Origin of the sequence: Serratia sp. JKS296, from assembly GCF_900215445.1 — a bacterium.
GTDB classification, from domain to species: Bacteria; Pseudomonadota; Gammaproteobacteria; order Enterobacterales; family Enterobacteriaceae; genus Serratia; species Serratia marcescens.
In genome coordinates this window covers 4,357,693-4,370,878 of sequence record NZ_OCMX01000001.1, presented here as the reverse complement: position 1 = coordinate 4,370,878, position 13,186 = coordinate 4,357,693, and the positions used below count along the sequence as shown (strand labels likewise).

General features: G+C 64.7%; 14 protein-coding genes. 10 read left to right on the top strand and 4 right to left on the bottom strand.

What is annotated here, in order from left to right; all coding sequences use genetic code 11:
* Positions 1-9 precede the first annotated feature (9 nt).
* Positions 10-525 carry a 4-hydroxyphenylacetate 3-monooxygenase, reductase component gene (hpaC, locus tag CRO23_RS20970; protein WP_016929186.1) on the top strand — a complete coding sequence of 172 codons (516 nt, stop codon included), beginning with the start codon at positions 10-12 and terminating at the stop codon, positions 523-525.
* A gap of 33 nt (positions 526-558) precedes the next feature.
* Here hpaC and ampH read toward each other — a convergent pair whose 3' ends face one another.
* Positions 559-1,701 (bottom strand): D-alanyl-D-alanine-carboxypeptidase/endopeptidase AmpH, encoded by a 1,143-nt coding sequence (gene ampH / locus CRO23_RS20965; RefSeq protein ID WP_015376541.1) that lies wholly within the window; start codon positions 1,699-1,701, stop codon positions 559-561.
* 126 nt (positions 1,702-1,827) lie between these two features.
* Positions 1,828-2,586, bottom strand: coding sequence for a FadR/GntR family transcriptional regulator (locus CRO23_RS20960; protein ID WP_004933150.1), 759 nt, complete (start codon positions 2,584-2,586; stop codon positions 1,828-1,830).
* Between the two features lie 235 nt (positions 2,587-2,821).
* Between CRO23_RS20960 and CRO23_RS20955 the strand changes: the two genes are divergently transcribed.
* The 7 genes from CRO23_RS20955 to fucP are packed head-to-tail and all read left to right on the top strand — an operon-like array spanning position 2,822 to position 8,983.
* Positions 2,822-3,562 (top strand): SDR family oxidoreductase, encoded by a 741-nt coding sequence (locus CRO23_RS20955; RefSeq protein WP_097102809.1) that lies wholly within the window; start codon positions 2,822-2,824, stop codon positions 3,560-3,562.
* 25 nt (positions 3,563-3,587) lie between these two features.
* Positions 3,588-4,433 carry a fumarylacetoacetate hydrolase family protein gene (locus CRO23_RS20950; RefSeq protein WP_028127877.1) on the top strand — a complete coding sequence of 282 codons (846 nt, stop codon included), beginning with the start codon at positions 3,588-3,590 and terminating at the stop codon, positions 4,431-4,433.
* Between the two features lie 14 nt (positions 4,434-4,447).
* Positions 4,448-5,725, top strand: a complete 1,278-nt coding sequence (locus tag CRO23_RS20945; RefSeq protein WP_079451097.1) for an L-fuconate dehydratase — start codon at positions 4,448-4,450, stop codon at positions 5,723-5,725.
* A 14-nt stretch (positions 5,726-5,739) separates the two neighbouring features.
* Positions 5,740-6,603: an amidohydrolase family protein gene (locus CRO23_RS20940; RefSeq protein ID WP_097102807.1), complete on the top strand. Its 864-nt coding sequence runs from the start codon at positions 5,740-5,742 to the stop codon at positions 6,601-6,603.
* Complete coding sequence (locus CRO23_RS20935; protein ID WP_097102805.1) at positions 6,581-7,357, top strand: SDR family oxidoreductase; 777 nt, start codon at positions 6,581-6,583, stop codon at positions 7,355-7,357. Before CRO23_RS20940 ends, CRO23_RS20935 begins: the two co-directional genes overlap by 23 nt.
* Positions 7,354-7,713: an L-rhamnose mutarotase gene (locus CRO23_RS20930; RefSeq protein ID WP_015376547.1), complete on the top strand. Its 360-nt coding sequence runs from the start codon at positions 7,354-7,356 to the stop codon at positions 7,711-7,713. The genes CRO23_RS20935 and CRO23_RS20930 overlap by 4 nt, the downstream gene beginning before the upstream one ends.
* Before the next feature lie 40 nt (positions 7,714-7,753).
* Entirely contained in the window at positions 7,754-8,983 is a 1,230-nt protein-coding gene (fucP, locus tag CRO23_RS20925; protein WP_097102803.1) for an L-fucose:H+ symporter permease, read from the top strand.
* Between the two features lies 1 nt (position 8,984).
* On the opposite strand, the gene CRO23_RS20920 is transcribed toward fucP, so the two are convergent.
* Positions 8,985-10,187 carry an MFS transporter gene (locus CRO23_RS20920; RefSeq protein ID WP_097102801.1) on the bottom strand — a complete coding sequence of 401 codons (1,203 nt, stop codon included), beginning with the start codon at positions 10,185-10,187 and terminating at the stop codon, positions 8,985-8,987.
* A gap of 108 nt (positions 10,188-10,295) precedes the next feature.
* On the opposite strand from CRO23_RS20920, the gene CRO23_RS20915 reads away from it, so the two are divergent.
* Positions 10,296-11,207: a LysR family transcriptional regulator gene (locus CRO23_RS20915; RefSeq protein WP_097102799.1), complete on the top strand. Its 912-nt coding sequence runs from the start codon at positions 10,296-10,298 to the stop codon at positions 11,205-11,207.
* Between the two features lie 10 nt (positions 11,208-11,217).
* On the opposite strand, the gene CRO23_RS20910 is transcribed toward CRO23_RS20915, so the two are convergent.
* A complete protein-coding gene (locus CRO23_RS20910) occupies positions 11,218-12,414 on the bottom strand; it encodes an MFS transporter (RefSeq protein WP_097102797.1) in 1,197 nt (398 codons plus the stop codon).
* A 136-nt stretch (positions 12,415-12,550) separates the two neighbouring features.
* Between CRO23_RS20910 and CRO23_RS20905 the strand changes: the two genes are divergently transcribed.
* A complete protein-coding gene (locus CRO23_RS20905) occupies positions 12,551-13,147 on the top strand; it encodes a TetR/AcrR family transcriptional regulator (RefSeq protein WP_097102795.1) in 597 nt (198 codons plus the stop codon).
* The last annotated feature ends 39 nt before the right edge of the window (positions 13,148-13,186 follow it).

Below are 13,186 nucleotides of genomic sequence, written 5' to 3'. Positions count from 1 at the left end.
GGAGGTTGTATGTCTCAGGAAAATGAACAGCGGCTGCGCTTTCGCGACGCGATGGCCAGCCTGTCGGCGGCGGTGAATATCGTCACCACCGACGGCCCGGCGGGGCGCTGCGGCATCACCGCCACGGCGGTATGTTCGGTGACCGATACGCCGCCGACGCTGCTGGTGTGCATCAACCGCAACAGCGCGATGAACCCGGTGTTTCAGGAAAACCGCAGGCTGTGCGTCAACGTGCTCAACCATGAGCAGGAGCTGATGGCGCGCCACTTCGCCGGCATGACCGGCGTCAGCATGGAAGATCGTTTCCGGCTGGAAGAGTGGCAGCTCGGCGCGCTGGGGCAGCCGGTGCTGCGCAATACCCTGGCCAGCCTGGAAGGGGAGATCGAGCAGATCCAGAGCATCGGCACCCACCAGATGTATCTGGTGCAGATCAAGCAGATCGCGCTGAGCGAAGCCGGCAACGGCCTGATCTACTTCAAGCGCAACTTCCATCCGGTGATCCATCAGATGGCGGTGCCGGCCTGAGGCGTTGGGGCGCAGCAGGCTGCGCCCCGCATATCAGCTCTTGTTGGCTGCCAGATCGCTCACCAGGCGGTTGACCGGATCGCTCATGTTGGTGAACTTGCTCAGCTCCGAGCGGGTCACCACCACGAACACCCCGACGTTTTTTGCCGGGATCATCGCCATGTAGGTAATGAATCCGCCGCCGCCGCCGGTCTTCTGAATGATGCCCGGCAGCCCGTCCTTCGGCGCCATATACACCCAGCCCAATCCCAATGCATCCGCTTGCCCCGGCACGTCCATGCCCTTCAGCGACACCAGATCGTGGCGCTGGAAGTACATGGTTTGCTCGCTGGCGGCGGTGGCTTTGCGCGGGCCGCTGGCGCTGGAAGAGAGGAATTGCTGCATCCAGCGCTGCATGTCGCGCGGGGTGGAGTAGACGCCGCCGCTGCCGGCCGCGGCGGTGGTGTCGCGGCAGGCGCTTGGGCCGGCCGCCGCCACCATCAGGCGCGAACATTGTTCAGGGCTCGGCGTCAGCGTGGTGTCGACCATGCCGAGCGGCGCGGTGATTTTCTCTTTCAGCAGCGCGCTGTAAGGCTTGCCCGCGGCGCGCGACAGCGCGTCGGCCAGCAGATCGTACGCCAGGTTGGAATAAGCGGCGCGCACGCCCGGCGGCACCGTGACGTTGGCATGCGCCAGCCACTGCCAGCGCTGGGCCTTGGTCGGCCAGGTGAACACCGGCGTTTTCGGCGGCTTCTTGCCCGGCTGCTCGCGCGGCAGCGCGCTGGTGTGGGTCGCCAGGTTCAATAACGTGATCGGCTGGCCGGCGTTGTAAGACGGCACATAGGCGCCCTTGGGGGCGTACTTGCGCAGCGGATCGGTCAGCTTGACCTGACCTGCCGCCGCCATTTTCACCATCACTTCGCTGGTCATCAGCTTGGTGATCGAGGCGATGCGGATCAGCGAATCCGGGCGCGGGCGCAGGTTATTGCCGGGCTTGGTGTCGCCGAAGCTGCGGTTAACCACCTGATTGCCGTCGATCACCACCAGCGCCATGCCGGTGGCGCCGCTGTTGTAGAAAATATGTTCGGCATACTGGTCGACGATTTGCGAAGCCAGCTGCGGGGGCGCGGCCTGCACGGCCAGCGGCGCGGCGCACAGGCCCAGCGCCAGCAATAAAGCGGAGACAGAGTTCTTCAACGGTCGTTATCCATTTAACAATGCAGCGGGAAAGGGCGTAATCCATCGCCCAGTGTAATGTGCCCACCCCCCCGCTGCATGTAGAAAAAAGAGCGGTGGCGATAAAATTTTTTCACCGCCGGCGGCTTACTGCGCGCGGGCGAAAATGGCGATCACTTCATCCAGGTGCGCCTTCATCGCTTTGCGGGCGCCGCGCACATCGCGCGCTTCGATCGCCGCCAGGATCGCCCGGTGTTCCAGCTCGGAACGGTGCGGCATGTCGTCCGGCGTATAGTGGCGCTGCAGCACGCGGAACATGCTGCCGTAGCGGTGGCCGAGCAGATGGCCGATGATGAACGCGTAAGCCGGATTGCCGCTGGCCTGGGCGATGCGGATGTGGAACAGTCGATCGCCGGGGTGGGTGGCGGAGCCGGCGCGGTTATCGCGGCAGTTCTGCTCATAGGCGGCGCGGATGCCCGCCAGCTCCTCGTCGGTGGCGTGGCGCGCGGCCAGCGCAGCGGTCTCCGGTTCAATCAGCAGGCGGGTTTGCAGCAGTGAAAACGGCGGCAGCTCGGCGTTGAAATCCAGCTCGATATTCAGTTCGTCGTCGATCTCCGCCCACTGGTTGCGGCCGGCCTGGGCCATCACCGACTCCTGCGACGCCGCCGGCGGCGTTTGCGAACGCACGATCACCCCGTTGCCCACCTTGACGTCCACCAGGCCGATCACTTCCAACGCGATCAGCGCCTCGCGCACCGACGCGCGGCTGACCTGCAACTGCTGGGCGAGATCGCGCTCCGAAGGCAGGCGGCTGCCAGGCGGAAATTCGTTATTCTCGATAAGACGTTTGAGCTGGTCGGCTATCTGTCTGTAAATCCTTGGGTTTTCCAGTCGGGTAATCGGCATTTTTGACCTTTGACGATTCGGCGTTCAGTGATTTGGCGCACAATTATGCGACAAGGCGCTTGAGTAATCGTTATTCAAGTGTAAAAAAATGGTTAATTGAAATGTGGTTTCAAGGCTGTTTTATTAACTTCTTCCCCCAACGATAACGCGTAAAGCGTCTTTTGTCATGTTAGAGGCCTGACCTTTAATCGCCCTTAGTGGCCTGACCATTAGACCTTTAGGCCGAGGAGTCAAGATGGATTTAACCGGGAAACGCGTACTGATCACCGCCGCCGGGCAAGGGATCGGATTCACTACCGCCAGGCTGTTCGCCGCCGCCGGCGCCGACGTGATCGCCAGCGACATCAACCTTGAGCGCCTGCAGGGCTGCGCCGGGATCCGCGCGCTGACGCTGAACGTCACCGATCCGGCCGCCATCGCGGCGGCGGCGGAAGCGATCGGCCCGATCGACGTGTTGTTCAACTGCGCCGGCGTAGTGCACAGCGGATCGATCCTCGATTGCAGCGAAGATCAGTGGGCGTTCGCGCTCGATCTCAACGTGACCGCGATGTTCCGCATGATCCGCGCCTTCCTGCCGGGCATGTTGGCGCGCGGCAAAGGCTCGATCATCAACATGTCTTCGGTGGCCTCGAGCGTGAAAGGGGTGCCGAACCGCTTCGCCTACAGCGCCAGCAAGGCGGCGGTGATCGGCCTGACGCGCTCGGTGGCGGCGGATTACGTCACCCAGGGCATCCGTTGCAACGCCATTTGCCCTGGCACGGTGGAATCGCCGTCACTGCGCCAGCGCATCGCCGAGCAGGCGCGCGAACAGGGGCGCAGCGAGCAAGAGGTGTATCAGGCGTTCGTCGCCCGCCAGCCGATCGGGCGCATCGGCACCACCGAGGAAATCGCCCAATTGGCGCTGTATCTGGCCTCCGACGCCAGTTCGTACACCACCGGCACGGTGCAGATCATCGACGGCGGCTGGAGCAACTGATCCGCCATTTTTGAGAGAGGAACGCATGAAACTTTTACGTTATGGGCAACCTGGGCAAGAGCGCCCCGGCATGTTGGATGCACAGGGCCGCCTGCGCGATCTGTCGCAGCATATCGCCGACGTGGGCGGCGCCGCGTTATCGCCGGCGTCGCTCGCCAAACTGCGTGCGCTGGACAGCGCCGCATTGCCGCTGGTCGAGGGGCAGCCGCGCCTCGGCGCCTGCGTCGGCGGCATCGGCAAGTTCATCTGCATCGGCCTGAACTACGCCGATCACGCGGCGGAAACCGGCGCGGCCATTCCTGAAGAACCGGTGGTGTTCAACAAATGGACCAGCGCGGTGGTCGGCCCCTACGACCGGGTGGAGATCCCGCGCGGCTCGCAGAAAACCGACTGGGAAGTGGAGCTGGGCGTGGTGATCGGCCTGGGCGGGCGCTACATCAGCGAAGCGGATGCGATGCGCCACGTCGCCGGTTATTGCGTGATCAACGACGTCTCAGAACGCGAATATCAAATTGAGCGCGGCGGCACCTGGGACAAGGGCAAAGGCTGCGACACCTTCGGGCCGATCGGGCCCTGGCTGGTGACCGCCGACGAGATCGCCGATCCGCACAGCCTGAATTTGTGGCTGGAGGTGGACGGCAAGCGCTATCAGGACGGCAACACCAGCACCATGATCTTCCGCATTCCGCAGATCGTCAGCTACCTCAGCCGCTTTATGAGCCTGCAGCCGGGCGACGTGATCTCCACCGGCACGCCGCCGGGCGTCGGCATGGGGCAGAAACCGCAGCCCATCTACCTGCGGGCGGGCCAGACGATGCGTCTGGGCATTGAAGGGCTGGGCGAACAGCGCCAGCAAACCGTACAGGCTTAACCGGGAGCGCCGCCATGACCATCATTACCGCACTGCGGGTTGAAGACATTCGTTTCCCCACCTCGCTGGGGCTGGACGGATCCGACGCCATGAATCCGGATCCCGACTATTCCGCCGCCTACGTGATCCTGGAGACCGATCGCGCGGATCTCAGTGGCCACGGACTGACGTTCACCATCGGCCGCGGCAACGAGATCTGCTGCGCGGCGATCCGCGCGCTGGAGCATCAGATCGTCGGTGAGCGGCTGGAGACGATCGCCGCCGACATGGGCGCCTTCTGGCGGCGCTTCACCAGCGACAGCCAGCTGCGCTGGATCGGGCCGGACAAAGGCGCCATTCACCTGGCGACCGGCGCGGTGGTCAACGCGGTGTGGGATCTGTGGGCCAAATCGGTCGGCAAACCGGTGTGGCGGCTGGTGGCAGAGATGACGCCGGAGGAGCTGGTGCGCTGCATCGACTTCCGTTACATCACCGACTGCATCACGCCGCAGGAAGCGCTGGCGCTACTGAAACAGCGGGCCGAGGGCAAAGAACGGCGCCTGGAGCGGCTGCTGCAGGAAGGTTACCCCTGCTACACCACTTCGGCAGGTTGGCTGGGGTATCCGGACGACAAGCTGCGCCGCCTGTGCCAGGAAGCGGTCGACGCCGGTTTCTCCTACCTGAAACTGAAGGTCGGGCGCGATCTGGAAGACGACATTCGCCGGGTGCGCATCGCCCGTGAGGTGATCGGCCCGGATCGCCGGCTGATGATCGACGCCAACCAGGTGTGGGAGGTGGACGAAGCCATTCCGTGGGTGAAACATCTGGCGTTCGCCAAACCCTGGTTTATCGAAGAGCCGACCAGCCCGGACGACGTCGAAGGGCATCGCCGCATCCGCGAAGGGGTGGCGCCGGTCAAGGTGGCTACCGGCGAGATGTGCCAGAACCGCATCATGTTCAAACAGTTCATCATGCGCGGTGCGGTGGACGTGGTGCAGATCGACGCCTGCCGTCTCGGCGGCGTCAACGAAGTGCTGGCGGTGATGCTGATGGCGGCCAAATACCAGCTGCCGGTCTGCCCGCACGCCGGCGGCGTCGGGCTGTGCGAATACGTGCAGCACCTGTCGATGATCGACTACCTGTGCATCGCCGGCACCCACGAAGGCCGGGTGATCGAGTACGTCGATCATTTGCATGAACACTTTGTCGATCCCTGCGTGATCAACGGCGCGGCCTACATGCCGCCGAGCCGGCCCGGTTACTCGATCGAGATGCATCCGTCGTCGATCGAGCAATACCGGTTCCGCGGGTGAAGCGGGAGGTTCGCATGCCGCGCATCGACGCTCACCAGCACTACTGGCGCTACCACCCGCAGCATTACCCGTGGATCGACGAGCGGATGCGCGTGCTGCGGCAGGATTTCGATCCGCCCCGGCTGCGGCCGCTGTTGCAGGAACACGGTTTCGACGGCGCGCTGGCGGTGCAGGCGCGCCCCAGCGAGGAAGAGACGCTGGCCTTGCTGGCGCTGGCTGAACGGAGCGAAGGCGTATGCGGCGTGGTGGGCTGGTTGGATATCGCCGCGCCGCAGCTGGCGCAGCGTCTGGAGGCCCTGAGGCCGCGCGCTGCGCTGCGCGGGGTGCGTCATCAGGTGCAGGACGAAGCGGATCCGGCGGCCTGGTTGGCGCGGCCGGAGGTGGAACGTGGCATGCAAACGCTGCAGCGCGCCGGGTATGTGTACGAGATCCTGGTGACGCATCGGCATCTGGCGGCCGTGGCGTCGTTCGCCGCCCGCCATGACGAGCACTGGCTGGTGCTGGATCACCTCGGCAAGCCGGACATCGCGCGCGGCGCGCGGCACTGGGCGCAGCAAATCCGGCCGCTGGCGGCGCTGCCGCACGTGGCCTGCAAGCTTTCGGGCCTGATCACCGAGGCGCCGGGCGGCCGGTGGCGGGCGGAGGAACTGCTGCCGTTCTTCGACGCCGCGCTGGAGGCGTTCGGCCCGCAGCGGCTGATGTTCGGCTCCGACTGGCCGGTGTGCCTGCTGGCCGGCGACTACCGCCAGGTGGTGCAACTGTGCGAACGGGCGCTGTCGACGCTGGGGGCTGCCGAGCAGGCGGCGATTTGGGGCGACACCGCCTGGCGAATTTACGGTTTAACGGAGTCTGGTTATGGATCTGTATCTGCAAGATAAGGTGGTGCTGGTCACCGGCGGCGGTGCCGGCATCGGCGCGGCGATTTCTCATGTGCTGGCTGAAGAGGGGGCGATCCCGGTGCTGGTCACCAACGCCGCGCCGGAGGCGGCGCTGCTGGCCGATTTGCAGCGGCTGCAGCCGCACACCGAGGTGATCCTCACCGAATTGTGCGATGAGGCGGCCTGCCGCCGCGCGGTCAGCCAGACGCTGGCGACCTTCGGCCGCGTCGACGGGCTGGTGAATAACGCCGGGGTCAATGACGGCGTCGGGCTGGAGGCGGGGCGTGAAGCGTTCGTCGGTTCGCTGGAAAAGAACCTGGTGCACTACTACCTGATGGCGCACCTGTGCCAGGCGGCGCTGCGGGAGAGCCGGGGCGCTATCGTCAACATCGCCTCCAAGACCGCGCTCAGCGGCCAGGGCGGCACCAGCGGCTACACCGCCGCCAAGGGCGCGGTGCTGGCGCTGACGCGCGAATGGGCGGTATCGCTGCGCCATGACGGGGTACGGGTGAACGCGGTGGTGCCGGCGGAGGTGATCACCCCGCAGTACCAGCGCTGGCTCAACACCTTCGCCGAGCCGCAGCGGCAGATGGAGAAAATTACCGCGCGCATTCCGCTCGGGCAGCGCATGACTACGCCGCAGGAGATCGCCGATACCGTGGCGTTTCTGCTGTCGTCGCGGTCATCGCATACCACCGGGCAGTGGCTGTCGGTGGACGGCGGCTACCTGCATCTCGATCGGGCGCTGACGTGAGCGGCGCGGCGGCAGGGCGGCGCCGTTTCTGCCAGGCGCTCGATCTGATTGACTCACCGGCGCTGATTGCGGAGTACCAGCAGCATCATCAGCGCATTTGGCCGGGCATCGCCGCGCATTTGCGCGAGCACGGCATTCTGGACATGGAAATTTACCGGTTGGGCACCCGGCTGTTCATGATCGTGGAGGTCAGCGCCGATTTCGACGCCGCGCGCTTTGACGCCGCCAGCCTGAACAACCCCGAAGTACAGCGATGGGAAGCGCTGATGTGGCACTACCAGGCCGCCACCCCCTGGACGCCGCAGGGCGAAAAATGGGTGGAAATGGCGCGGATTTTCTCTCTGCAACAGCAATAACGCCAACATCATCATCGCCAGACGATACGAGGGTATCACCATGCTTGCTGAAAAAAGTGCGGCCTCCGCGCAGCCGGGCGTCCCCGTGACCGCCAATCTGCGCTGGGCCTTTATCCTGGTCACCAGCCTGTTCTTCATGTGGGGGCTGTCCTATGGCCTGCTGGACGTATTGAACAAACATTTTCAGGAGACGTTGCACGTCACCAAGGCGCAGTCGGGGCTGCTGCAGGCGGCCTACTTCGGCGCCTACTTCCTGGTGGCGCTGCCCGCCGGGTACTTTATGGATCGCAAGGGCTATAAGGCGGGCATTCTGGTCGGGCTGTGCCTGTACGCGCTGGGGGCGTTGCTGTTCGTGCCGGCGGCGTCGGCCAACAGCTTCGGCGTATTCCTGTTCGCGCTGTTCGTCATCGCCAGCGGCCTGGGGTGCCTGGAAACGGCGGCCAACCCGTACGCCACGGTGCTGGGCGACGCGCAGGGCGCCGAACGGCGGCTCAACCTGGCGCAGTCGTTCAACGGCCTCGGGCAGTTTATCGGCCCGCTGATCGGCGGCACGCTGTTCTTCTCCGCCAGTCAGTCCGCCGGCGATGGCGATCAGAGCGCTGTGAAGATGACCTATGTGGCGATCGCCGCGCTGGTGCTGCTGATCGCGCTGTTGTTCAGCCGCACCCGGCTGCCGGCGATCCGCGAAGAGGAAAAGCCGGTGCACGGCGTGATAGCGCAGGGATTGTGGCAGCATCCGCATTTCGTCGGCGGGGTTATCACACAGTTCTTCTACGTGGCGGCGCAGGTGGGCGTCGGGGCGTTCTTCATCAACTACGCCACCGAGCACTGGCGCGAGGTGTCTAACCAGAGCGCCTCTTACCTGCTGTCGATCGCCATGATCTGCTTTATGGTCGGGCGCTTCTTCAGCACCTGGCTGATGGGGCGAGTCAAACCGGCGACGCTGCTGGCGGTCTATGCGCTGATCAACATCGCGCTGTGCGGCGTGGTGATGCTGAGCGTCGACGGCGTATCGGTGGTGGCGCTGATCGCGGTGTTCTTCTTTATGTCGATCATGTTCCCGACCATTTTTGCCCTGGGGGTGAAAAATCTGGGCAAGCACACCAAGCGTGCCAGCTCGTTCATGATCATGGCGATCGTCGGCGGCGCCATCATGCCGTACTTTATGGGGGCGCTGGCCGACCGTTACAGCACCGCGCTCTCTTATCTGCTGCCGCTGCTGTGCTTCGCGGTGGTGCTGGTTTACGGCCTGCGGCAGCGCCGCGCCTGATTCACCCCGGCGGCGAATCGGCTTTCGCCGCCGTTTTCGGCATCTGCCGCCGGGTCCCCATCAGGATGGCCAACGCCAGCAGCAGCACCAGGCCGGACAGCGCGCCGTTTATCGTCAGGCCGCCGGCATCCACCACCAGCCCACCCACCAGCGAACCGCAGGAAATCGCCAGGTTAAACAGCGCGATATACAGTGAAGAGGCGACCTCGACCGCATCGGGCGCCGCCTTGAGCATCCACGCCATCAACGCAACGGAAACGCCGCCGTAGGCGATGCCCCACAGCAGGAGGAAGGCGCCGCCGCTCAGCGGCGCGTGGCCCAGCAGCGGCAGCAGCAGGACGGCGAGCGCCAGCCCGAGGGCGATCAGCGCCAGGGTGCGGCGCAGTCGTTTGGCGGCGGCCTGGCCGGCGATAAAATTCCCGACGAGGCCGGCGATGCCGTAGGCGAACAGCAGCGGCCCCACCCAGCGGCTCTCGATGCCGGAGACCGTCTGCAGCAGCGGGCGGACAAAGGTGTAAGCCATAAAGTGGCCGGCGACCAGCAGAAACGTCAGCAGCAGCCCGGTCAGCAGCCGGCGATTCGCGCGTTGCGCGGTGAACGACCGCCAGCCGATCGCCTGCGTGACCGGCAGCGGCGGCAGCACGCACACCAGCAGGAGCAGGGTCAGCGCCGCCAGAACGGCGACCGCCAGAAACGCCATGCGCCAGCCCAGCGCTTCGCCGAGGAATACCCCGAGCGGCACGCCGAACACCGAGGCCGCCGCTACGCCGCCGAAGATGATGGACAGCGCCAATCCGACGGAGGCCGGCGGCACCAGGCGTTCCGCCAGCCCGCCGGCGATGGCCCAGATACCGCCGATGCAAAAGCCCAGCAGGATGCGCGCGGCGAACAGCAGCGCCAGGGAGGTGGCGGCGGCGGCCAGCAGGTTGGCGGCGATCAGCAGCAGCAGAAAGCCCACCAACAGGCTGCGGCGATCCGTGCGCCGGGCGCCCAGCACCACCAGCGGGGCGAACAGCGCGGCGAACAGGGCCGGCAGGGAAATCAGCAGCCCGGCACGGCCTATCGATGCGTTCAAGGTGCTGACGATCGGAGTCAGCAGCCCGACGGGCAGCATTTCTGCGGTGACGACGGTAAAGGTGGACAGGCCGATGGCGAAGGTCGCCAGCCAAGACTTTGCGCCGCCGCCGGCGTGTAAGGCACTCATAAGGATCCTCCCAACAGATGAATAACCTCAGTGTATCCGCGCCAAAATGGCTGATAAACTGGCCTGATTGCGCAACATTGGGGACAAATCGTGGCTAATTTACCGTCTATGCCGTTGGATAACCTGACCGACCTGCTGGTATTCATTCGCGTCGCCGACGCTTGCAGCTTCACGCTGGCGGCCGAGAGGCTGGGCATCTCCCGATCGGCGGCGGGAAAATGCGTGAACCGATTGGAGGCGCAATTGGCGACCCGGCTGCTGCAGCGCACCACGCGCAGCGTCAGCCTGACCGAAGACGGCGCGGTGTTTTACGAGTATGCGCAGCGCATCCTGTCACAGGCCGAAGAGGCGGAAACGGCGCTCAATACGCGGCGGCAAACCCCGCGCGGGCGGCTGCGGCTGGATCTGCCGGTCTCGCTGGGGCGGTTGCACATTTTGCCGATTTTGCGGGAGTTTTTGGCACAGTGGCCGGAGGTGGACGCCGACGTCAGCTTTTCCGACGATTACAGCGATTTGGTGCGCGACGGCATCGACGTGGCGATCCGCGTCGGCGGCAGCGACGACAGCCGACTGGTGCGGCGGGTGCTCGCGCCGCATCGCCTGATCACCTGCGCGGCGCCGGATTATCTGGCGCGGCACGGCGCGCCTGCGAAACCGGAGGCGTTGGGCGATCACGAGACGCTGGTCTTCAGTCATCAGGGGCTGTCGGCGCCCTGGCGCTATTTGGTCAACGGCCAACTGCACGAACAGCCGGTGCGCGGCCGGATGCGTTTCAACAACGTCGAGGCCTTGCGGGATGCCGCCGTCGCCGGGGCCGGTCTGTGTCAGGTGGGGGCATTTCTGGTCGGCGAGCAGATTGCGGCCGGCACGCTGGTGCCGGTGCTGGAACGCTATTGTCGCCCTGGGCCGCCGATCTGCGCCGTCTATCCCAGCCGGCGCCATCTCTCCCCCAAGGTGAAACTGTTCCTGGCGGCGATCGAACGGCGCTGGCAGGGCAAGGCGATTTGGGAAAGCGCCTAGCGCGGGCGATTCACGCCGCTTTCAAGGCCAGCGTTCGCCGCATTAGGCGATAGCCGCCGGCCGCCACCAGCAGTACGACCAGGCCGGCCGTGAGTGTAACGCCAAAGCCGGCCGTTATCCCCGCAGCGTCGATCGCCAGGCCCGCCAGGGCTGCGCCGAACGCTACGCCTATCCCCAGGCCGGTGACCATCCAGGTCAATCCTTCCGTCAGCCGGGAGGGCGGCACGATGTTTTCAACCAGCCCCATGGCAACGATCATGGTCGGCGCAAAAAACAATCCGGCGACAAACATCGCCGCCGCCAGCGTTAAGACATTGTGCACCCACAGCAGCGACAAGGTGGTGAAAGCGGTGGCGAACGCCGCGTATAAGAACAGACGAGGCAAGGGGACGGGGATTTTCATTGCGCCGAAAATCAGCCCGGCCAGGCAGGAGCCGAACGCGTAAACCGACAGTACGATGCTGGCGGCGGCCGGCTGCCCTTGCTGCTCGGCGAAGGCCACGCTGATGACGTCCACGGTGCCGACGATGGTGCCGAGGGCGATCAGCGCCAGCACCAGGATCTGCATCGACGGCATGGTCAGGATGGCGCGCTGCCGCTGGTTATTGTGGGCGTAAACCGGGGGCTGGGTGCTTTTTTGCGCGGCGAATGCCGCAACGCCCGCCACCAGAAGTATGGCGGCTACCAGAGGGCCGGCCTCTGGGAAGAGTGAAACGCTAAGCCCCACGGCGATCGGTGGGCCGACGATAAAGGCCACCTCGTCCAATACGGACTCGAATGAAAATGCCGTGTGCAGCTGTGGCGTGCCGCGATAAATTTCGCTCCAGCGGGCCCTGACCATCGCGGAGATGCTGGGCATGCCGCCCGCGAGCGCGGCGAAGACAAACAGAGTCCAGTCCGGTGCCCGATAGTGGGTGCAGAGCAACAGCAGCAGCAGGGCGATCGCGCTGATCCCGGTGGCATACGGCAACACGCGGCTTTGGCCGTGACGATCCGCCGCGCGCGCGATTTGCGGCGCAAGCAGCGCCATGGAAAAGGCGAACGTCGCTGCCACCGCGCCCGCCAGCCAATAAGAGCCGCGTACCTGCGAGAGCATGGTAATGATGCCGATGCCGGTCATCGAGACCGGCAGGCGCGCGATTAGCCCGGCAGAGGAAAACGCCTTGCTGCCCGGGGCGTTGAACAGTTTGAAATAAGGATTTGCCATGGAAAGGGCTCCGGAATGTTGGCGGCTCGGTATTCGCTCAATGTCCATCATTGACATACGCCACGTATGTTACGTTAATTGACATACATGGCGTATGTCAATTATAACGTCATCAATAATGAGGCGGAGTGGACCCATGGCACGTAAAGCGCGCACCGAAATGATTGAAGAAACCCGACAAAAGCTGGTGGCAGCGGCCCGCCGGCAGTTTGGCAGCGTGGGGTATGCCGAGACGGTGATGGATGATCTCACCGCCCAGGCCGGCCTGACGCGCGGCGCGCTCTATCACCATTTTGGCGATAAAAAGGGGCTGTTCCTGGCGGTGGTGCAGGCGATAGACGCGGAGATGGATACGCATCTGGCTGACATAACCGCGAGTACTGCGGATGACTGGGAGGCTTTTGCGGCGCGTTGCCGCGGTTATCTGATCATGATGACGGAGCCGCAAGCGCAACGCATTCTGTTGCGTGATTCACCTTCGGTGCTGGGAGCTGAATATCTGCGGGCCAGCAAGCTGGCGTGCATCAGCTGGATGACGGGCGCATTGCAGGCCTTGATGGCGCAGCGGCGCATCGCCGTCGCCGAGCCGGAATCGCTGGCGCATTTAATCAACGGCGGCCTGATGGATGCCGCGCTGTGGGTCGCCCATCATCCGGAAAAAGATGTGGGGCTGGAACAAGCCTTGGTCAGTTTGAACCTGTTGCTGAACGGGCTGCGTTCCACCGCCGTATAGCCGTATAAGTGTTGATGTCAGCCGCCGCGCCGTTACGGC